The organism is Tardiphaga sp. OK246, assembly GCF_900188215.1.
Classification (GTDB): domain Bacteria; phylum Pseudomonadota; class Alphaproteobacteria; order Rhizobiales; family Xanthobacteraceae; genus Tardiphaga; species Tardiphaga robiniae.
Map to the genome: position 1 here is coordinate 461,888 of NZ_FZOX01000002.1, position 24,546 is coordinate 486,433.

General features: G+C 59.5%; 20 protein-coding genes and 2 pseudogenes. 5 read left to right on the forward strand and 17 right to left on the reverse strand.

What is annotated here, in order from left to right:
* Positions 1-395: 395 nt before the first annotated feature.
* The 3 genes and pseudogenes from CHC01_RS33000 to CHC01_RS09530 all read right to left on the reverse strand — a co-directional run.
* Positions 396-620, reverse strand: a pseudogene (locus CHC01_RS33000) (hypothetical protein); the annotation flags it as partial.
* A gap of 81 nt (positions 621-701) precedes the next feature.
* Positions 702-1,130 carry a hypothetical protein gene (locus CHC01_RS09525; protein ID WP_089264067.1) on the reverse strand — a complete coding sequence of 143 codons (429 nt, stop codon included), beginning with the start codon at positions 1,128-1,130 and terminating at the stop codon, positions 702-704.
* Positions 1,109-1,378 carry a hypothetical protein gene (locus CHC01_RS09530; RefSeq protein ID WP_141137068.1) on the reverse strand — a complete coding sequence of 90 codons (270 nt, stop codon included), beginning with the start codon at positions 1,376-1,378 and terminating at the stop codon, positions 1,109-1,111. The genes CHC01_RS09525 and CHC01_RS09530 overlap by 22 nt, the downstream gene beginning before the upstream one ends.
* Positions 1,379-1,846: 468 nt before the next feature.
* Here CHC01_RS09530 and CHC01_RS09535 point away from each other — a divergent pair.
* Positions 1,847-2,110: pseudogene (locus CHC01_RS09535) on the forward strand (thiamine pyrophosphate-dependent enzyme); the annotation flags it as partial.
* A gap of 32 nt (positions 2,111-2,142) precedes the next feature.
* Here CHC01_RS09535 and CHC01_RS09540 read toward each other — a convergent pair.
* The 4 genes from CHC01_RS09540 to CHC01_RS09555 form a co-directional block, all read right to left on the reverse strand.
* Positions 2,143-2,505: a hypothetical protein gene (locus tag CHC01_RS09540; RefSeq protein ID WP_089264069.1), complete on the reverse strand. Its 363-nt coding sequence runs from the start codon at positions 2,503-2,505 to the stop codon at positions 2,143-2,145.
* A 9-nt stretch (positions 2,506-2,514) separates the two neighbouring features.
* Positions 2,515-3,330: a hypothetical protein gene (locus CHC01_RS09545; protein WP_141137069.1), complete on the reverse strand. Its 816-nt coding sequence runs from the start codon at positions 3,328-3,330 to the stop codon at positions 2,515-2,517.
* A gap of 22 nt (positions 3,331-3,352) precedes the next feature.
* Complete coding sequence (locus CHC01_RS09550; protein ID WP_089264071.1) at positions 3,353-4,225, reverse strand: hypothetical protein; 873 nt, start codon at positions 4,223-4,225, stop codon at positions 3,353-3,355.
* Positions 4,226-4,561: 336 nt separating this feature from the next.
* Positions 4,562-6,181, reverse strand: coding sequence for a hypothetical protein (locus CHC01_RS09555; protein ID WP_089264072.1), 1,620 nt, complete (start codon positions 6,179-6,181; stop codon positions 4,562-4,564).
* A 734-nt stretch (positions 6,182-6,915) separates the two neighbouring features.
* Between CHC01_RS09555 and CHC01_RS09560 the strand changes: the two genes are divergently transcribed.
* On the forward strand, positions 6,916-7,374 hold the full coding sequence (locus CHC01_RS09560; RefSeq protein WP_141137070.1) for a hypothetical protein: 459 nt from the start codon (positions 6,916-6,918) through the stop codon (positions 7,372-7,374).
* Between the two features lies 1 nt (position 7,375).
* Here the strand turns inward: CHC01_RS09560 and CHC01_RS09565 are convergent, their stop codons facing one another.
* The 3 genes from CHC01_RS09565 to CHC01_RS09575 form a co-directional block, all read right to left on the reverse strand.
* Positions 7,376-7,618 (reverse strand): hypothetical protein, encoded by a 243-nt coding sequence (locus CHC01_RS09565; RefSeq protein WP_089264074.1) that lies wholly within the window; start codon positions 7,616-7,618, stop codon positions 7,376-7,378.
* Positions 7,619-7,814: 196 nt separating this feature from the next.
* Entirely contained in the window at positions 7,815-8,279 is a 465-nt protein-coding gene (locus CHC01_RS09570) for a hypothetical protein (RefSeq protein ID WP_141137071.1), read from the reverse strand.
* Positions 8,280-8,739: 460 nt separating this feature from the next.
* On the reverse strand, positions 8,740-9,810 hold the full coding sequence (locus tag CHC01_RS09575; protein WP_176454547.1) for an HNH endonuclease: 1,071 nt from the start codon (positions 9,808-9,810) through the stop codon (positions 8,740-8,742).
* A 149-nt stretch (positions 9,811-9,959) separates the two neighbouring features.
* Between CHC01_RS09575 and CHC01_RS09580 the strand changes: the two genes are divergently transcribed.
* Positions 9,960-11,219 (forward strand): T6SS phospholipase effector Tle1-like catalytic domain-containing protein, encoded by a 1,260-nt coding sequence (locus CHC01_RS09580; protein WP_089264077.1) that lies wholly within the window; start codon positions 9,960-9,962, stop codon positions 11,217-11,219.
* A 16-nt stretch (positions 11,220-11,235) separates the two neighbouring features.
* Here the strand turns inward: CHC01_RS09580 and CHC01_RS09585 are convergent, their stop codons facing one another.
* The 6 genes from CHC01_RS09585 to CHC01_RS09610 form a co-directional block, all read right to left on the reverse strand.
* A complete protein-coding gene (locus tag CHC01_RS09585; protein ID WP_089264078.1) occupies positions 11,236-11,931 on the reverse strand; it encodes a hypothetical protein in 696 nt (231 codons plus the stop codon).
* Positions 11,918-12,454, reverse strand: coding sequence for a Mov34/MPN/PAD-1 family protein (locus tag CHC01_RS09590; protein WP_089264079.1), 537 nt, complete (start codon positions 12,452-12,454; stop codon positions 11,918-11,920). Before CHC01_RS09590 ends, CHC01_RS09585 begins: the two co-directional genes overlap by 14 nt.
* Positions 12,451-14,235, reverse strand: a complete 1,785-nt coding sequence (locus CHC01_RS09595) for a ThiF family adenylyltransferase (RefSeq protein ID WP_089264080.1) — start codon at positions 14,233-14,235, stop codon at positions 12,451-12,453. The genes CHC01_RS09590 and CHC01_RS09595 overlap by 4 nt, the downstream gene beginning before the upstream one ends.
* The gene (locus CHC01_RS09600; RefSeq protein ID WP_089264665.1) at positions 14,228-15,445 is read right to left on the reverse strand and encodes a nucleotidyltransferase domain-containing protein; all 1,218 of its coding nucleotides are present in this window, start codon (positions 15,443-15,445) and stop codon (positions 14,228-14,230) included. The genes CHC01_RS09595 and CHC01_RS09600 overlap by 8 nt, the downstream gene beginning before the upstream one ends.
* Before the next feature lie 16 nt (positions 15,446-15,461).
* The gene (locus CHC01_RS09605) at positions 15,462-16,694 is read right to left on the reverse strand and encodes an SAVED domain-containing protein (RefSeq protein WP_141137096.1); all 1,233 of its coding nucleotides are present in this window, start codon (positions 16,692-16,694) and stop codon (positions 15,462-15,464) included.
* Between the two features lie 242 nt (positions 16,695-16,936).
* Positions 16,937-20,680 carry a vitamin B12-dependent ribonucleotide reductase gene (locus CHC01_RS09610; protein ID WP_089264082.1) on the reverse strand — a complete coding sequence of 1,248 codons (3,744 nt, stop codon included), beginning with the start codon at positions 20,678-20,680 and terminating at the stop codon, positions 16,937-16,939.
* Between the two features lie 754 nt (positions 20,681-21,434).
* On the opposite strand from CHC01_RS09610, the gene CHC01_RS09615 reads away from it, so the two are divergent.
* Positions 21,435-22,334: a DMT family transporter gene (locus tag CHC01_RS09615; protein ID WP_089264083.1), complete on the forward strand. Its 900-nt coding sequence runs from the start codon at positions 21,435-21,437 to the stop codon at positions 22,332-22,334.
* Here CHC01_RS09615 and CHC01_RS09620 read toward each other — a convergent pair.
* Positions 22,297-22,908 (reverse strand): cytochrome b, encoded by a 612-nt coding sequence (locus CHC01_RS09620; RefSeq protein WP_089264666.1) that lies wholly within the window; start codon positions 22,906-22,908, stop codon positions 22,297-22,299. The genes CHC01_RS09615 and CHC01_RS09620 overlap by 38 nt on opposite strands.
* A 177-nt stretch (positions 22,909-23,085) precedes the next feature.
* Here CHC01_RS09620 and CHC01_RS09625 point away from each other — a divergent pair, with 177 nt between their 5' ends.
* The gene (locus tag CHC01_RS09625) at positions 23,086-24,546 is read left to right on the forward strand and encodes a glycosyltransferase family 2 protein (RefSeq protein WP_089264084.1); all 1,461 of its coding nucleotides are present in this window, start codon (positions 23,086-23,088) and stop codon (positions 24,544-24,546) included.

The following is a 24,546-nucleotide window of genomic DNA, read 5'->3' on the forward strand; positions in this document are numbered from 1 at the left end:
ATATTTTCCGGCGCAGTTGTCTTGGACACCATGCTGGCAGGTGGTTCAGGACGACAGTTTCGATCAGATGGGGCGCCGGAGCGTTGCCATCGTACGGTTAGGCAAGCCAATCCGAACTGATCGCGAATAGCAATACGCCCGTCCGCAATTCGCTTAGTCGGAACCTTGTCCGACATTCAGCTTTGCACAAACTCCGCTCGGCCCCCAAAGAGCTCCGTGACCAAGGCCCGGCTGATCTTGGAATGTTGCCGTGATTAAGATGCGAGTCATCCCGCGCGCTTGTCGGAGCTCCTTATTCAGAGCTTTCCGGTGGCCGCCGGATAGGGCGTGGGGTGATATTTCGGAGCCATATGGGAGTCCAAGCGCGACGGTCAAAAATGGAAAATCAAAAAATGCTATGTCGTCTCAAATGTGGGCCAGCAGCCGTCCTCCTCAAGGCGTCCCGTGCGTTCTTGGCAGCCGCTGTCGAGCAGCTTCATGCCCACGTCTTTCCAGATGGCATGGGGTCCGTAGATGCGCGCCGTGTCAATCGTCTGAATTTCAACGATCCGGTCACAGCGACGGCAAGTCACTCTCAGGACGTGCCGAGGATTTTCGGACAAGCGCCGCTGCTGGATGGGAACTCCGGTTCTGGTCGGACTACGGCCGGAATTTGAGATCTTCCACGACTGCGCGCCGCGGGAAGTCCAAATTGCCCGAGGCTAGATAGGTGAACGTGTCCCGACCGGAGTATCCGTCGTCACCGTCATCCGTCGATCCGCTGACGTCGAAATGCACCAGCGCCGTGAACGACACCCCGTCGCCGCCCGTGAACTCGACTTCATCGACCTCGATGTCGTGAATCTCGGTGTACTCGTGAAAAACTCTATCTCCCAAAGAGTATGGCGGCCCCAATAGCCCTCCTGGCCAAGGCTCTCGACAACAAAGTCGTCGAACAGCTCCCCCAGCGTTTCCCGGTCGCAGCGCCCCGCAACCGACAACTCGATTTCGTCGGTGAATTGATCAAATTCGCGCAGGATCTCGATAAGATTGTAGATGCGGCTGCTGTCGTCGTCCGTCTGCGCAAACTTGAGCAAATGGGTGTACGGGCCTTCCGATCTGCGCTCAGTCACCGTGTCATCGGCTTCCATTTGCTGTCCCGGATTGCCAGCATCACCTTCGCCACGGGTGCGGACATCCGATCGGCCGGGCCGTTGGCCGCAGCTTCGACCGCACGCCAGTCGATGAGTACGGTTCCGTCAGGTCCGATTTCATAAAGGCCGACGCCTCCGGTAGCGCCCGTGATCTTCTCAGTTCTGACGGGCCGCTGCGTTAATTCCTGCGCCGAAGCGCTGGCGGGCAGCATGATGGCAAGTACGGCGATCCTCACTATTTGCATCTGTCGCATCCTTCTTCATGCCTGGGCTGCGATCTTACAGGGCAGACAGGTCGGATCGTCAACGGCCGAGGATTACGGCGTCTGAACGCGGGCCAGCAAGCATCGTCCTCTCAGCTGCCGGTCCGTTCCTGGCAATTGCGATCGAGGAGGCGCATATCCTGGTCAATCTGCGAAAGGCGCGCCTCAGGCGCCTAGTCCACCAAACGTCTCACTAAGGCGCGGACCGTAGAGCAGGGCGCCCGTCTCCGGCCTCCTCATCCGCAATGGTAAGTGGATATCTGAGTGGCGACAGATCCGCCGGAGACTGACAAACGACGATGCGGAGCCCGGAACCTGTTCACGTTCAAGCACTTAACACAAAACACTTGTAACCGCACAGCAGAATATACGTGTAATCACCCCAAGGAGGCTCTGTTCTCCCTTTTAGAGGAGACGGAAGCGTCCGTTTTGATCTCCGACCAACGGCCCGAGGATCACGCCTACGGGATGATCAGGTGGAAGCAAGCCGTCGACGGTTTCGCCGATGCGGGGATGACTTTCGGCAATCCGGATTACGTCGCGTACGCGCAGTCCTACGGTGCCCAGGGTCATCGCGTGACCGAGGCGGGCGGTCTGGCACCGACACTGGAGAAGGCCTTCGCGGCCGGGGGGCTCCACCTCGTGGTGGTGCCCGTAGACTACAGCGAGAATGTTCGTGTTTTGGTGGACGAACTAGCCGACATGCAGCACTAGGGCGCTTTGCCCCTAACGCTGCCCCATCTCGCTCATGCTTGGAAGCTTAGCGACCGGTGGATTCCTTTCTGCATCTCTTCCAGGAACGGTTTGCCACGTTCGTCAACGACGGTATTTGGGCGCGCGATTTCCACGACGACCGAGAGCATGTTGTAGAACCAGCTCGTGTCTTCATCCATTGGCGGCAGGGCATGGACTTGGTTTAAGTAGCGGACCGCTTTGACGATAAGCGGGATATCTCGGTCCAGCGACTCTTCTACAAAGCCCCGGGCGATCTCCTCAAACTTGACCGCCAGCGAGCTTAGTAATTCGGCATCGATGGGTTTCCGCGACCACTTCGTCGTCCGAGCCAGTTCGAAACAAGCACTTTTCAGATCGTTTTCGCCGGTGCTCACGATTTTTCCCTACGGCAATGGATGGAACGGTTGATCGGCGCCCACAAGCCACTTGGTCTCGTTCAGGCCTGGCCCTTGAATGCTGGTAAAGTCTTTGCCCCCGTATGGGACCGACCTGTTCCAGTATTCTGCAAACCATTGGACTTTCTGAAAATAGCGAGGATTGTCGATAGACTCGTCCAATTTCTCTAGGATTATGTTTTGCAAGTCCGTGATGTGGTCGAGGCTCGTCCGCTCGGGAGGGCTCAAGTTGATGTTTTCGAGTTTCGTTCGATAAGCGAATTGCGACGTGGCCCGAAGGGTGTGAACGAACATCGGACCATCATCGGATTGCTTTATCCAATCGTCCAGCGAATGGTCGTCGCCCTCTGCTCTATATTTCTCGAAGTCCAGCCAGACGGCTCTTGTTGCCATTATACGCGGGTAGAGGGCGACTTCTGATTCAAGGCGGTAAGCGTCAACGAGAGCATCGCCAAAAACGACGTTCTCGTCATGGAAGAGGCGACCCTTCACGAGGCCACCTCGAATGAAATAACCCTTGTTCAATAGGCGTAGTGTCAGATTTTCGAGCGCCCGCAGTATCTCGGTCAGACCTTCACGGGTCACGTTCGTCGAGATAGCAACCGCATCCGAGATGCTTTGGGTACGAAAATCGGTCTGCCAGTATTGTGTGCTCAGGCCATCAGTTTTGTGGATGGTCGTCAGGAGGTCGCGCAACTCAGTGATCGACAAGGCACCTCTGCCAAGTTCGCCGATCAGACCGCGAAACCCCAGAATATCGACGAAAGCGCAGTATCGCTCCCCGTACTCCAATTCGGATGACACAAGCTTTCCTCACTTTTGTGGTCTATACTCGTCCTGCTGCGGTTGTATCCGCTTTGCGCCTGACCCGCTCGGTTTCTATTTCCTTCACGAGGGCGCCAGGCAAATAAATGTTCTCCTGAACCCATTCCCAGAACCTATCGGCTTCAGCGAAATGGCTGGTACCACAGTCGAGTGGATCGTAGAGCCGCGTCATCAGAATGGGATTTTGCGACGCGGACATGAATGTCGATTGTTCGTGCTGATAGCGATGGTCGGTGAAAGGGAAATTCCAGTTGAGCAGCACTCTCTGCAATTCCACGCCGCGCTTGCCTTCCATTGTCTGTTCTAAGTTGCTCTGCATGTTTTCATGCCGGGTCGGCCTCCTCGCCAATGCTTCACGCCGGGAGTATGTCGGCAACCCGTCATTCTCGCCGTCGCCCACGTATCGAACTTCCAGAGCTTGCGTGAGTCGTCTGACTGAAAATACGACTTGGTCGAGCTTGAAGAGATCTTCGGCGTTCCTGACATATCCATAAATCAAGTAACGGTTGTGCGCGTTGCCATCCTGATAGAGCCGAGCGAGAAATTCCATCACCGTTTCGTTGCGCCACATGCCAGCTGGCATATTCTCGGGTCTGGCGAACTCAGAGATCAATAATTCGGGTGCCAGAGGCTGTACCGCGTCATATAGCCGGACGATATCGTGTCCGTATCCATTCGAGGAGTGGCCGTTCATCAGCAAGACGGCCTTGAAATACTTTTCTAAGCAGTGAACCGCCAGCCAGAAAAAATCGACGTTCAGCCTTTGCTGAAAGCACCATCTTGCCAAGATGTAATTGTCATCGGCCGTGGAGATGAATAACTCCCGCACGACGCTGTTCTTTTCAGCATGAAGGTCTGGAAAGTTGTAAGGCATTGCTGTGTTCTATCTCAATAGATGGGCACCATGGAATGGACTGACATCTGGTGAGGCGTTTGCTGTCAACGGGTCATCGTCTTCCATTTGCCGTCCCTGATCGCGAGCATTGCCTTCGCCACCGATGAGTACGGTCCCGTCAGGTCTGATTTCAAAGAGGCCAATGCCCGCGGGAACGCCCGTGATCTTCTCAGATCTTACGGGTCGCTGCGTTATTTCCTGCGTTTACGCAACTGCTGGTAGCAGCATGGCAAGTATGGCGTCATAAGACCAGCGTCAATTTGGAAGAGGCATTTTGGAGCAGCATGAAGGAGATCGCCGGTGTGTTGTGTTGGTTTAATTCGAAGTCGATGCTGCCTTTGCAGTGAGGTATTCGTCCCTTTTACGGTCTTCTTCTGCGTCGAAACGAGCGGCTTCGGCGAGAAGCCATTCTGCCAGCGCTGCGGCTTCCTCGACGTCATCGATTTCAGCGATGAACATGACTTCCTCCGTTATTTCGCGAAGAGCGTCCGTTTCGTTGGCGACGCGCAAAAATCTTTTGTGCAGGACCTGAATGCGGGATGCGAGCGCACGATGTTTCCAGTAGGCCTCCCACGAAGGACCGATTGACCGGTTGGCTATTGCCCGATTGGCAGCCTCATCCCAATCAACAACGTGCGATGCGTGGGCCTGCAGACTGAGGATGCAGGCCTTAATATCGGCTCTCGTCAGGCTTATATCGGCAATATCACGACGACGCGCCTTGAGTTGAGGGATTATATCGGCGCAGTCTGAACAGATTTCAAATGCCGCTGGTCCGCGCATGATAAATGCGTGTGTGAAGCCGGGAAGGGTATTTCGTCTCGCACTTCGGTTTACTTCCGAGGTATCTTCGACCGCTTCCGAGAGAATACGAACACCGCCAGCCCATTTTCCGCTTCCGGATTTGCGAACGATCTGACGTTTTGTTCGTTCGCAAATCGGACAATGCCAATCCTCCTTCGCCAGTTGCCAGCGCTTGGAGGAGACGGGGTCACAGTAAGAATCATACTCCTCATCAGTGGGACCGACTACGCGGGCGCGCTTTGCCTGCGGCTTCGGCGCCAGGACGTTTGAATCCTTTTGCACGGAGCGTGCAAGAAATTCCGATATGGATCGACGCAGTTCTGCGCCGCGTTCGTCACGGTCGGATGCGCGCAAGAATTCCATGTACAGTTGGAATTGCGGTTGGAAGTGCTTCCAGGTTTGCTGAATGGAAGGACTCCCCCTTTCACGGCGAAGCAAACCCGAACGCATCATATGCAGCGTTTGGTCCACGAGTTCGACGCGAGCCTTGAGCGCCGGCTCGCATTTTTGCCACGTGGCCTCCACCTTATCGAAATCAACCCGATGGTCGGTGTTGGGTGAGGACTCGATAAACTCCCTTATTTCTGTCGGAGCGAAGCTGAAGTAGGAAGGGATGCGGTCCTTTAATGCAAGCTTGGCTTTGCCGTCCGCGGCATTGCACTCGGAACACACAAGCTCTCTGGAAAACGTAGACACTAGATTCTCAATTGAATCGACGATCGTTGAGCTTCCGGGCGGAAGCTCAAGTACCCAGCCTTCGCCGAATAACTCGCGACCTCGGCGGCCGACATAATCGCGAAAATGGTCGTGATGCTCCTCCAAATTAGCGAGCAGAATGCCGCGGTTCGAAAGCCGGAAGATGTCGGGTTTGAATCGATGACATACAGGACACGACCAGTACTGTACGGTTAGGGCCCAACTCTGATTGAGATCAAGGCCCCTCGCTCCGTGGCGTACGACAGCCGCCTTGGTCTGACGGCTCCACCTACCGTCGCGATCTCCGAAGAATGCTTCCATCTCTTCGTCGGCGAGCTGCGACGGGCGCCAGAAAGACAGATTCACAGACCACAGCTGGGAATCCTTGTCTTCAAAGTCGGGGGCAAAATCGAAATCTTCGGAGGTATCGGTCATTGTTGCACTCGATTTCCGTGTTCTTCATATGTTCCACACATTGATTACCTTCGCAAGGCTGGGCCCTTGGTGACTTCTGCCTAAGAGGGAGATGCTGGAGGATCATCTGAGTTATCGGGCTTTCGGAAATTTTAGGCGGTGCTTTACCTTTAAATATGCAGTTACAACAGGGTGTTAGCAGAATAAACTTGTAATGGTCCGGCAGAATAAACTTGTAATGGTCCGGACTTAGCCGGGCGGCGCATACCGTGGAGCACCATTGCCACGCTCCATCAAGCTTCCCTGCCGCCGCAAAGGCAGAAAGCGCGCCGTGGTCGATCTGGGGTGAGTCATCAACGAGGGTATCGACATAGATCTCGGGCTCCTCTGAATTCAACAAGCCCCAGGGTTTGGGAAGAGCGCCTAGATGGAAACCTTCCGACAGGCCGAGACGAAACATTGCGTGCTCAGCAGGTTGAGCGGATCGATTTCGCACTGTGTCGCCAGCAACGACACGGGTTAGCTAAGCTCCGAGTTGCGATCGAAAGAGAGTGACGCCCGCTCACCACTGAGAAAATCGAAAGTCACGTGCAGATCTGGCACCGTGGATCTCCGTCGAGATCTCATCCAATGCAGCTCTCACACTGACTACAGCATGCCGTCTGTGTGTCTGGACTGCTTCATCGACGGGCGTCGGTTTGCGCCGGCGATGTCGTTCCGTCAAGATTAATGAGATTAACGGAGCAATGCGGACCATGAGCGAGATCCTGACCGTCGCGGAGAAAGGCAACGCCGCAGAGGCGCAGGTTGATCCGTCAGATGTCTTGAAGGACGGCAAGCGGTATGAAAGAAATCTCGAAAATGTCGGATCCCTACGCAAAATAGCTCCGCACGTGATCGAAGCGCTGGAGTATTCGGCTGAAACACGGAGCATTTCTGTCCTTTCAGCTCTTCTAGAAGACGTGGCAGTCTACATTGCCAAAGAGACCGACGCGGCAACCCGGCATCTATTCTCAAGCCTGATCGAATTCGCGGCGCGGGGACGCGAGATTGAATTGCTTTACGGAAAAGACAGTCTTCTCGACCTGGACCACCCCGACATCCGGTACTCAATCGAGCTAGGCATCATCAAACAAGCAGATGTCGGGCGAATTCTCGCAACAAAGAAAACACTGCCCCCAAGTGTTTCATCTCTGCGGTATGTCGGTCGATAGACTAGAATTTTGGGCCATCGACACTTGGCTCGTCGTCATCTCGCTTCGACTGGGAGTGACGGATCGCCTCTGCCAACGCTTTACTAAGGGTTGAGAATGTACCGACGGTAACGTTAGGACCAGTGACGCGGTGAGGGCCCACTTTCTTTCCGCCTACGACCTTGCTCTCGATTTTATAACCGTCCGGAACGCCGATACCGACTTCGTTGACCCATTTCTCTTCAGGCTGTTCGTTTCTTTTCATCGGTGAATTCCTTACTTCTTTCTACGTGTCTCACACGTGTCAACTGTCTGGTGATGGTCGTCGCGGTTCGGTCAAGCGCCTTGAATGCGCATCCAGAACGCAGCGTTCAACGTTTGCGCCCATCGTTGTGGCTCGGAGCCCAGCGTGGTGCCTTATGGCGCCATTAGCACAGTTGCTGTTGCCTTAAGCCTGCTGCTCAGTTCTTCACTGGAGCACGGGCGGAGCCGACAAAATGTCTGACATGCGTTTGGTCGTTGAGGAATTTCTCAATATGGGGGCGTACCGATAGCCCTGCATGGAAGTGGGGGCCTCCGTCGGAGACGAGGCTCTCGGGAAAGCCCTCGATGCGCCACCCGGACGGGGGCATCGCCGAAGATCGCAGCGCCTGACGCCAATCGCCCGGTTTAAACGACACCACGTCGATCGCATCGACATCGTTCCATCTCACACTGAAGACCTTACGGCCGTGATAGACGTCCAGGATTTGCGCGCCAATGGGCGCGCTCTGCGTGATCTTCAGGTCGCCAACGTGATGCTGACGGATCTTAAACTGCCTGTCCCTGTCCACCAGGATGACATTCATCCCTTGGCGATCGAGCAGGGCGAGCGCGATATCACGCAGTTCTCGGGCTTCGTTCAAACGAGCGGGTGAGACTTTCACGGCAACTCCAGAGAGTTCATTGGCGAACCGGTCGAAGTTCTATATGGACCGTTCGGGTCATATCAAGATCCGAACGTAACCGCGATGGGCAAAGGTTATCGCTTCGTTGACGTGGTTGTGCTCAACAACAAGCCCAACACGAATGGCTGAAGGATTTCCAAATGCGTGCGCTCTGCGAAAAGCCACAGCGTCACCAAACTGGACAAAGGGATTGTGCGTCTGCCGTTTCGGCCGAGACGTGACGTTGAGCCGCAGCAAGTGATCGAACTCTCGCGAAGTCCAGTATTTTCAGCGGGTTTTTTGTGGGGTTGACGCGATGGTCATCGGAGGCGTTCCAATATGGCTAAAAAGACCTTCAAAATGGACGATCTTCCCGTTCGTTGCATGCGGATTTGTGGTCGCGGGTCTGTGGCCCGTGTGAAGCGCCCTTAATCAGTCTTCAGGAAATCGAAGACACCTCTTACGCTGAGGGCGTGCCGTTTCCGGCATCAACTACGTCTGACGATGTCGATTCCGTGAAGCGTTGCTGGTAACGCGCGACGAAAACGTCGAGAATGTCCGCGAAATGCGCCTGAAGTAGACTAAAATCGGTCGCACCAAGTCCAATGGTAGCCCAGTTTTGCTTCTCGAATTCGACACGATCGATTGAGAACTCGGCGGTCCGTAATGCTTGCCGCTCAAGATCGAAAGCGTAGATATGTTCGATAAGATCGCAAGGACCTCCGGCGGATGCGAACAATCCTCCAATTCGCAAGATGCCCATGATCTCGACGTAAGCGATCATTTCACCAGTTTGGGGGATGGAGCGAATGACGATCTTGTGGCCTATTGGAATGTCCGGGCCGAAAAATCCCGGTAATCCAGCGGTCAGATAGCGGAACGTACCGGCACGCGTCTGCATCCCGGAAATGCATGCCATTAGCCGGTCCCATGTCATGAAAGTGCGACCGGTTGTGTGGCAAAGGTAGAGCCATATCGCCGTGATCACGCCGCCGAAGACTGCTTGTGGGCTGAAGTCTAGACTGAGCTTCAGCATGTCGCCATCCTCGACGCCGACCACTTGCGCATGCAGCTTGGCCGCGTCGAGGTCGAACTGCGGGAATTCTTTCTTCGCGCGGTTGAGGAGTTGCTTGAAGGTCTTCATGTTTCCTGCGGAGATTTGAACATGGTGATCCTCACCGATCTTCGAGACCTCATAGGTCACGTCGGCAGAGGTCATGCTCCCGTCCGCTTCGAGCCGAACTCGACGCCCGTCTCTGGTATCGACAAGCTTGGCGGGATGCTTGCCCTCGTCGCGCGGGAAGTTCAGCAGAGTAGGCCAATCACCGAATGCCTTGACCAGTGCGTTGTCGGCAGCTTTGTCGAGCGCGGTGTTGCACGTCTGACAGATGATACCCTTAGGCTTTAGACGCCCTCCCAATGCGTTGGGAAATACATGCGCTGCGGAGTCGTTCACCGAAGTCAGCGGTGCTCCGCAGCCGCGGCACTTCTTGACTAAAGCCGCTGCTGCTCTGCGTTTTGCCTCGCCCATGCGATCTCCATATTCTTGCTTCGATGATCCTAAGACTACCATCTTAGTACCACCCTTCCGGGTGTTCATCGCCACAACGCAAACCCTAACCAATGATCTGAGCGCTTGTGCGTGATATAGCCTTCTCAAGTGCAGTCTAGGGGAAATCAATGAAGAACATCGTCGTATGCTGCGATGGAACGGGGAACGAGATCAGCGAGAACATCTCAAACGTCCTGAAGCTTTATCGCATGCTCCGGAAGACGGGAAAGACTCAACCGAATCAGGTCGTCTTCTACGACCCCGGGGTGGGTACGCTTGCTAGGCCTGATCCATGGACGAAGCTGAAGCAGGATGCCGTAGCCGTGCTGGGTCTGGCGACCGGGTACGGTCTCGATGACAACGTCCTTGCGGCTTATGAATTTTTGGTCAGTCAGTACGAGGAAGGTGACGAGATTTATCTCTTTGGTTTCAGCCGCGGAGCGTACACCGTTCGCGTCCTTGCGGGGCTGGTCCACCGGATCGGGCTGCTGTCGCAGCAACAACGGAATCTCGCCGGCGCCGCCTTGACCGCATACAAGCAAGTCCGATCAGAGGCGGATCCCGCTGCTGCAGCGGCTCCGAATGAACCGGGGCATGGCGGAGACGCGGCTCAGCCTGTTCCGTCGACGAAGGATGACCGAGCTTCACAATTTGCCCGGATCGTCTCGTCGCGATTGCCGACGATTAGGTTCGTTGGCGTATGGGACACGGTGGCAAGCGTGATCGTCCCCCGGCCCGACAGGTTCTATGCCTTCAGCCTGCAGACGCTAGCCAACACAAGAAGCAATCCGAGTGTCCGCGTCTTCCGCCAGGCGATAGCGATGGACGAGCGTCGCAGGATGTTCAGGTTGGACGCCTGGGACGAGCCACAGACGTTCATGCACAACAGGTTCAGCGCGACGAACAATGCCGAGCCGCAGGACGCTCGCCAAGTCTGGTTTTCCGGTGTGCACGCCGACATAGGGGGCGGCTATCCGGAGATCGAGAGCGGCCTCTCGAAATTTCCTCTGATCTGGATGATCGACGAGGCGGTGAAGCACGGCTTGTCAGTCGACCCGCAAACCGTCAACCAATTGGCGTGGGGAAAACAGCGGAGGGGAAGCCCTTTCAGCTACGTGCCGCCCGACATCATGCGCGATCCGCACGACTCGATGTCGAGCGTTTGGCGGTTGTTGGAGCGTTTGCCGAAGAGCGACAAGTACAAGGAGTGGGGCGCCCGTAAGTCGTATCTCGGCCACTATATCCCTGATGCCGAACCGCGATTCATCCAGCCGGAAGCTTTCGTGCACCAATCCGTCATCGACAGGATGGCCGCCGTCCCCGGTTATAGGCCGGAGAATTTCCCGGATAGGCCCAAAATCATTCCCATGGCAGTCGGCCCGACGTAGCTCTGCTTTGAGCGGGCTAGCGTTGTTGGGTGAAATCTCGTGCCGTCAGCTTGTTCGTGCGGAATCTTGGACTCCAAAGCCTGCCGAGTCTTTCCCAAGGCGCACCGGCCTGCGCATAGATTACGTGGACGAAGAACCGGTCGACGCTGTAGCGCCACACTGCGAAGTAGTGGCCGCTCTCGATCTGTGTGACCGTCAGGTTGGACCACCCCACAGTGCCGTCGCCTTCGCCGATCTGCAGGTAGACTTCCGGGTGGCAGCTTCCGGTCATGATGGCCTTCGCGAACGGCTCTATCGGAATGCGCGTTTCGCCGCCTTCTGAGATCATTCCGCCGAACAGTTTCACGAAGAACAGATGGGCGTCCGTCATCCGGCGGCGAGTGTTGTAGCAGAATACGCGGTCTCCCCGGACAGCTGTACCCGTGCGCAGTCTGGGGCGGAGATCGTTCAGCCCGGCTGACAAGATTTCCCAAGCGAAATCGTGCGGCTGCGTCCGCTTGCTGTTGCATTCGTTGCAGATGCGGGCACCCATCTTGAGGATGTCGGCCTTGAGGCTTCCGACCTGTTTCGAATGCTCGCCGCTCATCCAGTAGTGGGGATTGGCTTGGCTGATCTCACCGAATACCTGCTTGAGATCCGTTCTTTTGATCTTGTGCTCGCGGGTCGTCGCTTCCGGATTGCCGCAGATCCAGCACGGCTTAGCGTCGGTCATTTCGGACGGTCCCGTATGTTGGAGTGGCTGTTGCTGGCCGCTGAGGTGCGGTCCCACGCGACAACGGTAGTTCGTAGACACTGGCTTTGTCGCAGACGGAAACGCACATCCCGGCAGGAATGTCCTTCCTGCCCACGATCACCATGATGAAGCCGTTCAGCACGTGGCGGGACCGCTTCACGCAATCGGTCGTGTTGCGGATGTCGATCTGCGACGGGGATGCCACGTCTTCGGGATGGGTATGCCAGCAGCCTACGAAGTGGAGGTTCAACGCGAACATGTCGTCGATTTCGCGCTGCTCGGCTTTTTCGTCCGGCCAATACGAATAGCGCCCCCTTCGGTCCGATCTGCGCGGGCCCGTGATCGCGCATATTTCTATCGCCGGGAGGGCGAGACGCGCGAACAGGAGGCCTCCGGCCTCACGTTGCCAGAAGCGGATCTGCCGATGTCGTTCGAAGTGGGAAAGGACCTTGTCGACGAACTCGAGCGATTGTCCGGATTGGCCAATGTCGTAGGAGATCACGCCGCGATACCCTGGGAGTCGCGGCCCCAACGGCGTTCCACCGTCGTGGCGCCCGCGAGTGCGGAAGGCGCGAGCGAGCGCAGTTCGTCGCTCCATGTGCCCCCGGCATCCTCCACGAAAGGACGGCGGGCCAGCCAGATGCGATGGGTGCCGGATGCGGCTTGGCCAAGCAACGCATCCAGGGCCGCCTGGGCGATCATGGACGTGACGAAGCCGAGTTCGACGGGACCGTATGGATCGAAAGCCGCGCCGCAGGCAGGTTCGTAGCGCCTAGTGTCTTGCGCCCATCGCACGGCGACGAGGAACGGCGATCCGTATGGGTCCAGACCCGCGCGAAGTCGGTCTCCGGCCGCGGAAATGATGATCGCGTGCCCCGCTGCGGCATGAGGCTCCGTCCAGCCGTAAACGATAGGGACGCGCCGTTCCTGAACCGCCTGCCATTCGTCGAGAAGGGACTCGGCAGACCAATCGCCGAGCGCCGACACGATGAGATCGACTTTGGCGAGCGGATCTTCGCCGCGGAGCAGGACATCTTGCACGGCCGCTCCGAAACATTTCACGTCGACGTGGGGCAGGGCAGAACGGATTTCCCGCGCTAGCGCAGTCGCCTTATTGGAGCCGATGTCGCCGACGCCGAGCGGATGCCTGCCGACGTTGGCGCCCTTCAAGGTTTGATTATCCACGAGGATCAGCTTCCCCACGCCTGCCCGGGCCAACGTCGTCGCTACCGGTGCCCCGACAGAGCCGCAGCCCAAGACTGCCACGGTAGCTTCCCTGAGCGGCTTGGCACGGGCGTCCTGTCCCCGGCCATGTATCCAGGCAGCGTCGACCCTGTCGACGGAATTTCGGTCTACGGCATTTCCCCCGAACAGGCGTTTATGCGCCAAGTCTTCGGGGACGCTGGAAGGGCGAAAACCGGCGACGAGCGGGTCGCGTCCGCGGACGATCTTGGGACGGTTCACGACCATCGTCGCCAACGCAGCGCCTTCGCCGGTATCGGCGCCGAGCAAGACGAACATGCGCTCGCGCGCGTCGCGAGCCATTCCGTCCAGGAGATGGGAAACGCCCGCGCGGGCGGTCATGTCGTAGACGTCTTTTGCCGTTGACGGATACTCCGACGGGAGGGGCACCCGCTCGAGCCATGCCAAGACCCCTGGCCGGACGCGAAGGTCGGTAGCGGGAAGGGCCGGGGAAAGGTTGCGCAGCCAACCGCGAAGCTCGTCTTCGTTTTCCGCGATGATTGTTCGTCCTCTGCCGTCCCAGACGCTAACGGGGCGCGACGGCGGCCTCGGATCGATCAGGGACAACACGGTGCGGCGGGTACCTTTTTCCGCATGGCTCCAATAGGTCAGGAATTCCGTGCGGAAGTCGTCGTCCAGCTCGCCCCTGATCGCCGCTTCGATCATCCTGAACGTTTCTTCGAGCAGCGCGACGACGCTGCCATACGGATCGTCGACCGACAAAGTGCTGTGGTTCGGCAGCAGGCAAAGCACGCCGTCGCTCTCCACGTGAGGCCACGTCAAGAAGGAGGGACGGTCTACAAGCGCAATGCGCGCGGGAGTAGACGGAAAACCCGCGGTCACGACGATGTCGATGCGCCTCTTGCCGTCGGAAAACTCTGCGTCGAACCGCCACCCCATCTCCGCCGACCGGCCGCGATAGTTTGACAGTTCACGGCGGTCGAGCCTGCGCGGCCGCAGACCGCGGCCCTCCCATCCGGACACGGCAGCCGCGACTGCGGATTCGAAGCGTTCGACGAGAGGGACGCTGCCCTCAGGCATTCCGGCGGTCTCCCTCGATGCGGGGCGGCGCACGGCGCACCTGCGCTTCGCTGCTGACGAGGCCGGCGGTCAGGATGGTTGGTGCGCCGAGGCGCTTCGCCGAGCGCGTACGCACCTTTTCAGCCATGCCGCAGCCGACGGACTTCGCGAGCGTTTCCGTCATGAGCTGCTTGTTGGAAAGTGCCGCCGCGTGCGTGAAGTCCTCTCGGGCGCGGTCGAGCCATTCGAAGAACGCCGCCGCCCGCTCGGGGTGCTTGCGCCATTTATCCGCGAAATTCTCGGAGGGATCGCTGGGGTTGGCGACGACGTAGCTGCCGTCGGGCGCGTGCCGGATATGGGCGTCCATGCCGCTGAGGATCGCGAACAACGAGTCGGAGATCTTTGTTTCGCCGTTGTATGCGTGGGCCGCCAGCGTCGTGAGGATGATCGAGATAGGGCGCTCGTCGGAACGTGCGATGAACATGATGTCGCGATGACGCTTGAGGATCATGATCGCCGACTGCAGCGGCGTGCGCACGGCGTAAAGGGGGATGGCTTCAGTGCCGGCGCGGATGCCTTTGCGAATCAGGGCTCGCTTGCGCTCTTCGAAGATCACCTCCATCCGGCTATGGAACCACTTGAGGTATCCGCGAGGATTGGAGCGCGGCCATTCGCTCGATAGGAACGCATAGTGCGGATGATCGATGTCCGTGATCGCGATGGCCGTGTCCGCAAATCTCGCATCGAAGCCGCGGGATAGCAGGAGTGCGCGCTGTTCGGCGGCGTTGAGGATACCGGGGGTGACGTCCATGTGGAATTGGGCGCCGTCAGCATATTCCAGGCGCCAGCAGCGCCGGTGCTCCTCGACCGGGTTGATCATGCTCTGTGCGCGGGCGTAGAGCTTCATCTCGGTTCCGAGCAGGTGCTTCACTTGCTGCTGCGTGACGTCCGCCTTGGTCAGCTTGCGCAACTCGCTGACGGCATCGATGTCGTAATGTTCTTCGTCGCTGATCGGCGGGATCACGGTCCCGAGGCCGAACGAACCTTGAATGTGGACCTGAGGATCGAACGGCCGCATGCTGGAGGCCAGACGGTTGAGCCACTCTCCGAGTGACTTGTAGCTTCGTTCGGCTTGTTCATAGCGGGATTCCGGGATCGCCAGTGAATCGGCGAGGTCCTCGAGAATCTCTTCGGCTTCGAGAGTGACGGTCGGACGCGTGTGCACGTTCATTTCGGCCTCCAAGGCGTTAGCTGGTGTGTTTGAGTTCATGGGCGAAGAAGAAGCCCCCCAGCTTCTTGTTCTGGTCGAAGATACGTAGCGTCGGATGTGCTTTTGGCTGCCAGGCCCGGCCGGCTTCGACAGCGGCAGAGACAGGCACTGCTGGGAACACGTTGACGACGACGTTCTCGCCGTGCGCGACCTTGATGTCGTCGAGCGTCTTCCGGAACAGCTTCGCGAACGCTGCGAGGTCCTCAGGGCGGCGCATGACGTCGTTGTGCGCGCCGGCGGCTGCGATCGACCAGATTGCGGCATCGGCGGGGAGCGTCGTTCGGATGCGTTCGTCGGAGATTTCGGCGCTGAGTTCGAGCTTCAGTGCGACCGGTCCACCAGTATTGTTGGGGCGCCGGACGTCGTATTCGAGAACTGTCGCTCGGGGATCCCACTTCCAGCCCTTTGGATCACGCAGCAACTGCCGAACTTCGGCGGTAGCGATGTCTGAGATGAGGCGGCCGAGTTCGAACAGAAGAGGCATGGGCCCGAGGGCAAAGACTGCCAGCCGCCGGATGTCCTGCCGTTCCATCCGGCCACGGACTTTCTCGGCGAAACCGTTTCGCAGATTGCGCAGTTGGACAGTCCAGAATTCTGGTTCGTGATCGGGAAGTTCGAGGGTCGCAAGATCGAGATCAATCCAGCCATCGTCAAGCGGATACGAATCCGGAAGCAGCGACCATTTCACCGCATCCTTCGCGACCGGGGACTCGTTGGTGCCGATCCGTGCGGCGTATCGGATCACGTGTGTACCGAGGTCTTCGTCGATGTCCGTGACGATGCGAATGCGTGCTTCATGTCGCTGCTTCATCTCGCGCAACACGCCGACCGAGTGCTGGTCGACCATTTCACGGTCGATAACCCTGTGATGCTCGTCGCAGACCAGCATCAGGTTGTCCGGATCGCGCGCCAACAGTGGCGATAGCACGGGGTCGCCACGCGGTCCGTAGGCAGAATCACCGACGATGTGAGCGATGTAAGATTTGTTGGCGTTGCGGGCGCCAGAGATCTGCTCGCCGATCAGCAACTTGTTGCAGCCGGTGTACTGGCAATGGCCCGCCGAGCGCCCCCAAAGGACGTTCAGGATTTTGTTAGGTATAGACTTGCGAGCCGGCTTCTTAGCCTTCACCGCCGATGGCGCTTGATGACGCGGGGCACGGGCGGGCGCCGGCACTCGTCCGTCTCCTTCATTATCTGCAACCTCGGTCATCAATTTGCGTCCCGTAGTTGATTCACGATTCGTTCGTCACACCATTTTCGCGGCGGGCCGAAGCCCGCCGCGAACTGTTTGTTTTCACTTGCCGCCGCTGAAGGCGAGTAGGGGGACCTACTACCCGTGGCCGCAGTGGGGCCGGTCTTTTAGGCTGCGGCGACACTTTGGGAGCATTTGCGGCGTACTTTGGCCGAATCTGGCCATCCTATGCGAGCATTTTCACATGACGTCGTTTGATATCAGCTGCACCCCGTCGTGCTTCCGCACGTATCGCACTTCATGCAGGTTCCATTCCGCACCAGCGTGAAGTTCGAGCATTCGCCGCACATGTCGCCTTCATAGCCCTTGGCTTTCGCTTCGGCGCGGCGTTCGGCCTTGCTGGGCGCGGCGGCTGCGGCGCTTCCCGCCTTGCTCCAGGCTTGCGCCTCGAGTTTTTCGGTCGGCGAGAGCGCGTGCTCGGGCTCGGCGGTCTTGAGCGCGACGGCGGCATCGCCGCTGCCGTGGCGGGCGGTGGCGCCTGACGCGTTCAGCGAGGTGACGTTGCCCGAAGCGCGGGCGTCGGTGTTCTCAGCCGGGGCCGGCGCGCGCATGACGACGAGGTTGTCGGTGCGCGAGCGGGTCAGGCCCTTGGAGACATATTTGTTCTGGTCGGCTGGCGCCTTGCCTTCATCTTCGCCCTTGCCGAGCGCGTCGAAGCCCGACTCGGAGACGTCGACATGGCCGAGATCGAAGCGCGACATGTAGGAGACCGCGAGTTCGCGGAACACATAGTCGAGGATCGAGGTCGCGAACTTGATGCTGTCATTGCCCTGCACCGGGCCCGCGGGCTCGAAGCGGGTGAAGGTGAAGGCGTCGACATATTCCTCCAGCGGCACGCCATACTGGAGACCCAGCGAGACGGCGATGGCGAAGTTGTTGATGAAGGAGCGCAGCGCCGCGCCTTCCTTGTGCATGTCGATGAAGATCTCGCCGAGCCGGCCGTCATCATATTCGCCGGTGCGCAGATAGACCTTGTGACCGCCGACGACGGCCTTCTGGGTGTAGCCCTTGCGGCGATCCGGCATCTTCTCGCGGTCGCGCATCACCACGATGCGCTCGACCAGACGCTCGACCACCTTCTCGGAGATCGCGGCGGTGCGGGCCGCCATCGGCTTCTCCATCAGGTTCTCGAGCGCATCCTCGTCCTCGTCATCATCGCTGATGAGCTGCGAGTTGAGCGGCTGCGAGAGCTTGGAGCCGTCGCGGTACAGCGCGTTGGCCTTCAGCGCGAGCTTCCATGACAAGAGGTATGCGGACTTGCAGTCCTCCACCGTGGCGTCGTTCGGCATGTTGATGGTCTTGGAGATCGCACCCGAGATGAAGGGCTGCGACGCTGCCATCATGCGGATGTGGCTTTCCACCGAGAGATAGCGCTTGCCGATCTTGCCGCAGGGATTGGCGCAATCGAACACGCTGTAGTGCTCGGCCTTCAGGTGCGGAGCACCTTCCACCGTCATCGCGCCGCAGATGTGCACGTTGGCGGCTTCGATCTCGCGCTTGGTGAAGCCGAGCGCGGCGAGCAGATCGAAGCCGGGGGCTGCGATAGCCTCTGCTTCGATCTTCAGCGTGTCGCGCAGGAAGTCCTCGCCAAACGTCCACTTGTTGAAGGCGAACTTGATGTCGAAGGCGGTCGGCAAGGCTGCCTCGACCTTCTTCAGCGCTTCGTCGGTGAAGCCCTTGGCTTTCAGCGTCGAGGCATTGATGCCCGGCGCGTTGGACAGCGAACCGTGACCGACGGCATAGGCCTCGATTTCGGCGATCTCGCTTTCGCGATAGCCGAGCACGCGCAGTGCTGCGGGGACGGCGCGGTTGATGATCTTCCAGTAGCCGCCACCGGCGAGCTTCTTGAATTTCACCAGCGCGAAGTCAGGCTCGATTCCGGTGGTGTCGCAATCCATGACGAGACCAATGGTGCCGGTCGGCGCCACGACGGTGGTCTGGGCGTTGCGATAGCCATGGAGTTCGCCGAGTTCGAGGGCGAGATCCCAGGCGATCTTGGCGCGGGTGACGATGTCGGCCTGCGGGCAGGAGGCATGGTCCAGCGCCACGGGGGCGACGGCGAGGCCTTCATAGCCGCGGGTTTCGCCATGGGCTGCACGGCGATGGTTGCGGATCACGCGCAGCATATGGGCTGCGTTCTTCTTGTAACCGGGGAACGGGCCGAGCTCCTTGGCCATTTCGGCCGAGGTCGCGTAGCTGACGCCGGTCATCACAGCGGTGAGGGCGCCGCACAGCGCGCGGCCTTCCTTGGAGTCGTAGGACAGACCCATGGTCATCAAGAGACCGCCAATATTGGCATAGCCGAGGCCGAGGGTGCGGAACTCGTAGGAGAGTTCGGCGATCGGCTTCGACGGGAACTGCGCCATCATCACCGAGATTTCGAGCACCATGGTCCACAACCGGCAGAGATGCTCGTAGGCATGGATGTCGAAGGTGGCGGAGGCGGTGTCGTAGAAGGTCAGCAGGTTGGCCGAGGCGAGGTTACACGCGGTGTCGTCCAGGAACATGTATTCCGAGCACGGATTCGACGCGCGGATATCGCCCGACGACTTGCAGGTGTGCCAGTCGTTCATGGTGGTGTTGAAGTGCAGGCCGGGGTCGGCCGACGCCCAGGCGGCGTAACCAATTTTCTCCCAGAGATCGCGGGCCTTGATGGTCTTCATGACCTTGCCGTCCTTGCGGGCGATCAGGTCCCAGGTGCCGTCGGTCTCGACGGCGCGCAGGAAATCGTCCTTCAGCGAGACGGAGTTGTTGGAATTCTGGCCGGCAACGGTGAGGTAGGCTTCGGAATCCCAGTCGGTGTCGTAGATCGGGAAGTCGATGTCCTTGTAGCCCTGCTTGGCATACTGGATGACGCGCTTGATGACGTTGTCATTGACCAGCGAGCGGCGGGCGAGCTTGATCTCGCGGCGCAGCGCCGGGTTCTTCTCGGGATCGAAGCAGTCGTCGCCGGAGCCTTCGCAATTGACGCAGGCCTTCAGGATCGCCTTGAGGTGCTTCTGGTTCATCTTCGACCCAGTGACGAGGGCCGCGACCTTCTGCTCTTCCTTCACCTTCCAGTCGATATAGGTCTCGATATCCGGATGGTCAGCATCGACCACGACCATCTTGGCGGCGCGGCGCGTGGTGCCGCCCGACTTGATCGCGCCGGCGGCGCGGTCGCCGATCTTCAGGAACGACATCAGGCCCGACGAGCGGCCGCCGCCCGACAGTTTTTCGCCTTCGCCGCGCAGCTTCGAGAAGTTGGAGCCGGTGCCCGAGCCATATTTGAACAAACGGGCTTCACGCACCCACAGGTCCATGATGCCGCCTTCATTGACCAGATCGTCCTCGACGCCCTGGATGAAGCAGGCATGCGGCTGCGGATGTTCGTAAGCCGACTTCGACTTGGTCAGCTTGCCGGTCTTCCAGTCCACATAATAGTGGCCCTGGCCGGGACCATCGACGCCGTAGGCCCAGTGCAGGCCGGTGTTGAACCACTGCGGCGAATTCGGCGCGACCATCTGCTTGGCGAGCATGAAGCGCAGCTCGTCATGGAAGGCGTGGGCGTCGGCTTCACTGGTGAAGTAGCCGCCCTTCCAGCCCCAATAGGTCCAGCAGCCGGCGAGGCGATCGAATACCTGCTTGGACGAGAGCTCAGAGACGAAGCGCTCTTTCTCGGGCAGTGCGGCGAGGGCCTCGGTGTCCGGAACCGAGCGCCACAGCCACGACGGCACGGTCTCTTCCTCGACCTTCTTCAATTTCGCGGCGACGCCCGCTTTACGGAAATACTTCTGGGCCAGCACGTCGGAGGCGACCTGCGACCACGAGTCGGGCACTTCAACGCCTTCAAGCTTGAACACCACGGAGCCATCCGGATTGCGGATCTCGGACGTGGTGTGGCGGAAGTCGATCCCGGCATAGGGCGACTGTCCTTCGGTGGTGTAGCGGCGTTGAATCTGCATCGTGGTCGTGCCCCGTCTTAAGCCCGACACCCCATCTGGCGGCATCGGCGATTTCTGTTAGCGACGTCCGGGTTGCCCCAAATTCGCCGCAGCTTGGCCGGGTGAACCGGTCCTGTTTTCTCTGTGGAGCATGTGCTGGCCGTCATCTCGGCCACCCGGGACTGCCGGGGTCATGCTTCCTTGGATCGGGCTTCCTCGCTGTTGCGGGTCGACCTGATCCTAACGCCTCACCACGCTGTTTGAGCCGGTTTCCGGCCCGTTTTTTAGTGCTCCAAACGCCGACTTTCCGGCCCGGATTCCAGGACGCAAATCCCCGATCCCGTAGCCTCGACTGGAGGACGGAGCGGTCAATCTGGAACCCGTTTGGGAGCGTCCGACGGGACAAAAAACGACCCGCGCCGAACAGTTCGAAAACTAGGCCAAACCGATCTCGCCCGTCAAGGAGTAGTCGGGGTTCCTGAATCAAATACTAAATATGGTGGAAAGGGTGGATAACCAAGGGGGCAGAGCGCGCCTCGATTGAGGTCAAGTATCAGTGAGTCCTCATGGATTCGGAAGTCAAAAATATTTCTAAAACTGTCCGGAATCCGAGCTGCGCCCACTGTTCACAGCCCAACTTTATTTTGTCATCCAGGGATTGCGTTTGGGGGGACTCAGGCGCAGCGGTGGTTGCCGGGCAGGTTCCCTCCACCGGCAGTGGTCAGACCCTTCAACTGCGCGCATGGTCCCGCCGATTCCTCAGCCGGTTCCCTCCATGACAATGCCCAGTCCCCCCGTTTCGCGCGCGCGAAACGCTCCCTTCGGTCTCGTGTTGCTCGCCATCGCGTCGATCGCCTGGGGTCTGAACTGGCCGGTGTCGAAAGCGCTGCTGTCGGAATGGCCACCGCTGTCGGCGCGCGGCAGCACCGGCATCGTCGGGGCATTGCTGCTGGCCGGGATCGCCGTCTGGCGCGGCGAAAGTCTTCGCGTACCGCATCATCAATGGTTGCATCTGGTCGTGCTGGCGGGCCTGAACGTGTTCGGCTGGATGGCTTTCGTCGGCTTGTCGCTGCTGTGGCTGCCGGCCGGCGAGGCCGCGGTGATTGCGTTCACCATGCCGGTCTGGGCTGCCGGACTGGCCTGGCTGATCCTCGGCGAGCGCCTGTCGATGCAGCGGATCGTGGCCATGCTGATGGCCTTTGCCGGCATCGCCGCGTTGATGGGGGGCGATGGTCTGGCCGCGAGCGCGGAGAAGCTCCCGGGAATCGCTCTGGCGCTACTGGGCGGGTTCGGCTTTGCGCTCGGCACGGTGCTGGCCAAGAAGTTCGGGCTCACGCTGCCACTGGTGACGTCATCCGCCTGGCAGATCGGGATCGGTTGCGTGCCGGTGCTGTTGCTGGGTCTGATCTTCGAAAGCCCGCATTTTGCAGCACTGACGCCGCTGGGCTGGGGGCTACTCGCCTATGTCGTGCTGGTGGGGTTCTGCATCGCTTACGTCTGCTGGTTCGCGGCGCTCAAGCAGTTGCCGGCCTCGGTGGCCGCAATCGGGACCATGGCGGTGCCCGTGATCGGCGTGATCAGCTCGGCCATCGCCCTGCAGGAACCGCTCGGCGCCATGCAGATCGCGGCCCTGGTATTTACGCTGGCGGGCGTTGCGCTGGCGACAAGGGGCTAGGCGCGGGCGCGTCGCCACCGGGCCACATCCGCTGCAGTTCGGGATGACCGTCCCAGAATTGATGCTTCAGCGCGGCGGCGATGTGCAGGCCGACCAGCGCATAGAGCGCATAGGACAGCCACACGTGAATGCCGCCGAAGATGTCGTGCAGGCGTTCCTTGAAGGCCGGCTCGATCGACATGATCCAGCCGATGCGTGGCCACTGGAACAGGCCGAACAGGTACATTGGAATCTCGCCGGCCGCCTTCCAGGCGGAATCGTGCATCCAGCCGGACAGCGGCAGTCCGATCATCAGCACATAGAGCGCGAGATGCGCACCATGTGCGGCGGCCTTCTCGGCGGGCGGATAGGTCTCGGGCAGATCAGGCGGCCTGTTGGCCGCGCGCCACAACAGGCGCATCAGCACGAGGCCGAGCACGGTGATGCCGAATGACTTGTGCGCATCGATGACGAACCGGATGTTGTCCTCAGGAATGAGGTTCACGCTCCAGATCAGCGCGACATTGAGTGTGATCAGAACGGCAATCAGCCAATGCAGGATCATGGCGATGCGGCTGTAACGTTGAATCGGCATTTTCTGTGCGTGCATGGAATAAGTTTAAACAGGATTTGCCTTTTGAGGCATGACGACTTTGTGTGTTCGTCGTGACCGCAATCACGCGCTATTTGATCGCGGCTCCGCAACTCGATCACGATTCACGCGTAGCTCTCGCAGGATCGGTTTGCTCGAACGCGCGATTGAATTGACGGCATGACAATATCCCTTCAGGCGGCCTTCGCCGCCGCATCGCCGCGTATCACACCGCGCCGGATGCCGTTCATCAGCCTGATGATCTATCTCGCCGTGCTCGCGCTATGGGCGCTGCTGTTCGGCCGCGCGTTCTTTTTGAACAGCATCTGGGCGTGGTCAGCGGGCATGGTCTATATCGCCTATGACACAGTGCTGATGCTTTATGTGGTGTGGCAGACGCTGCCGCTGGCAGTGTCCGCGCGTGGTCCATCTGGAGCGGTTGCTGCGCAATTGCGTCCATCGGTGGGGATCCTGATAGCCGCGCATAACGAGGCGCTGAATCTGCCGGAGGCACTGGCGGCCATCGCGCGGCAATCCGATGCGCCGGATCTGATCCTGATCGCGGATGACGGCTCGCGCGATGCAACTGATACGCTGCTCCGTGACCGTTACGGTCTCGCCATTCCGGCGGTCGGCCAGAGCAGCATCGGCCAGTTTGGCAGATCGAGACTGCAATGGCTGCGCCTGCCGCATCAGGGCAAGGCGCGGGCGCTGAACACGGCGATCCTCAACGCCGATACCGACATCGTCATCACGCTCGATGCCGATACGTTTCTGGCTGACGATGCCATCGCCGAAATGCGCGGGGCCTTTGCTGCAGATCCCGCGCTGGTCGCGGCCGGCGGCATTCTCGTGCCGGTCTGCGACGACAGCGCCAGCGGCCGCGTGATGCAGTGGTTCCAGACCTACGAATATATCCGCAACATCATCTCGCGCTTCGCCTGGATGCGCGGCAACAGCCTGCTGTTGATCTCCGGCGCCTTTGCTGGCTTCCGCAGGGAGGCGCTGGTGGCCGTCGGTGGCTTCGATGCGGAGTGTCTTGTCGAGGACTATGAGCTGACCCACCGCATGCATCGCTATGCCGTCGATCACGGCCTCGACTGGCAGCTTCGCATGATCGGCACGTCGCTGGCGCGCACGGAAGCGCCGTCTCACGTCATGACGTTCCTGCGGCAGCGCCGGCGCTGGTTCGCGGGCTTCCTGCAGACGCAGTACTGGAATCGCGACATGACCGGCAATCGCCGCTATGGCCGGCTCGGCATGCGCATGCTGCCCATCAAGGCGCTGGATACGCTGCAGCCGATCTACGGCCTCACGGCCTTCGTGTTGCTGCTGGCTTTGCTCGTCACCGGCAAGACTGCCATCGCCGTGCCAGTGTTTGGTCTGATCACCGCGAAGATCGTCGCGGATTTCCTGGTCTATCTCTGGACCGTGCATCTCTATCGGCGCCTGACAGGCGGCCGCACGCGGACGAGTTTCGCCGCAGCGGTGTTCGCGGCGATCCTCGAACCGTTCAGTTTTCAGTTGCTGCGTCACGCCGGCGCGGCGTGGGGCTGGATCGCCTTCCTGCGCGGCAACAATGAATGGGGCTTTGCGCCCGTTACGTCGCCCTCGCGTGAGGCGCCCAATGCGGGCGAGTAG

Coding starts and splice junctions, on each gene's coding strand:
- CHC01_RS09525 (WP_089264067.1), bottom strand. CDS start 1,130: ATGGAAGCCGATGACACGGTGACTGAGCGCAGATCGGAAGGCCCGTAC.
- CHC01_RS09530 (WP_141137068.1), bottom strand. CDS start 1,378: ATGCAAATAGTGAGGATCGCCGTACTTGCCATCATGCTGCCCGCCAGC.
- CHC01_RS09550 (WP_089264071.1), bottom strand. CDS start 4,225: ATGCCTTACAACTTTCCAGACCTTCATGCTGAAAAGAACAGCGTCGTG.
- CHC01_RS09555 (WP_089264072.1), bottom strand. CDS start 6,181: ATGACCGATACCTCCGAAGATTTCGATTTTGCCCCCGACTTTGAAGAC.
- CHC01_RS09560 (WP_141137070.1), top strand. CDS start 6,916: ATGAGCGAGATCCTGACCGTCGCGGAGAAAGGCAACGCCGCAGAGGCG.
- CHC01_RS09565 (WP_089264074.1), bottom strand. CDS start 7,618: ATGAAAAGAAACGAACAGCCTGAAGAGAAATGGGTCAACGAAGTCGGT.
- CHC01_RS09575 (WP_176454547.1), bottom strand. CDS start 9,810: ATGGGCGAGGCAAAACGCAGAGCAGCAGCGGCTTTAGTCAAGAAGTGC.
- CHC01_RS09580 (WP_089264077.1), top strand. CDS start 9,960: ATGAAGAACATCGTCGTATGCTGCGATGGAACGGGGAACGAGATCAGC.
- CHC01_RS09585 (WP_089264078.1), bottom strand. CDS start 11,931: ATGACCGACGCTAAGCCGTGCTGGATCTGCGGCAATCCGGAAGCGACG.
- CHC01_RS09595 (WP_089264080.1), bottom strand. CDS start 14,235: ATGCCTGAGGGCAGCGTCCCTCTCGTCGAACGCTTCGAATCCGCAGTC.
- CHC01_RS09600 (WP_089264665.1), bottom strand. CDS start 15,445: ATGAACGTGCACACGCGTCCGACCGTCACTCTCGAAGCCGAAGAGATT.
- CHC01_RS09605 (WP_141137096.1), bottom strand. CDS start 16,694: ATGACCGAGGTTGCAGATAATGAAGGAGACGGACGAGTGCCGGCGCCC.
- CHC01_RS09610 (WP_089264082.1), bottom strand. CDS start 20,680: ATGCAGATTCAACGCCGCTACACCACCGAAGGACAGTCGCCCTATGCC.
- CHC01_RS09615 (WP_089264083.1), top strand. CDS start 21,435: ATGACAATGCCCAGTCCCCCCGTTTCGCGCGCGCGAAACGCTCCCTTC.
- CHC01_RS09620 (WP_089264666.1), bottom strand. CDS start 22,908: ATGCCGATTCAACGTTACAGCCGCATCGCCATGATCCTGCATTGGCTG.
- CHC01_RS09625 (WP_089264084.1), top strand. CDS start 23,086: ATGACAATATCCCTTCAGGCGGCCTTCGCCGCCGCATCGCCGCGTATC.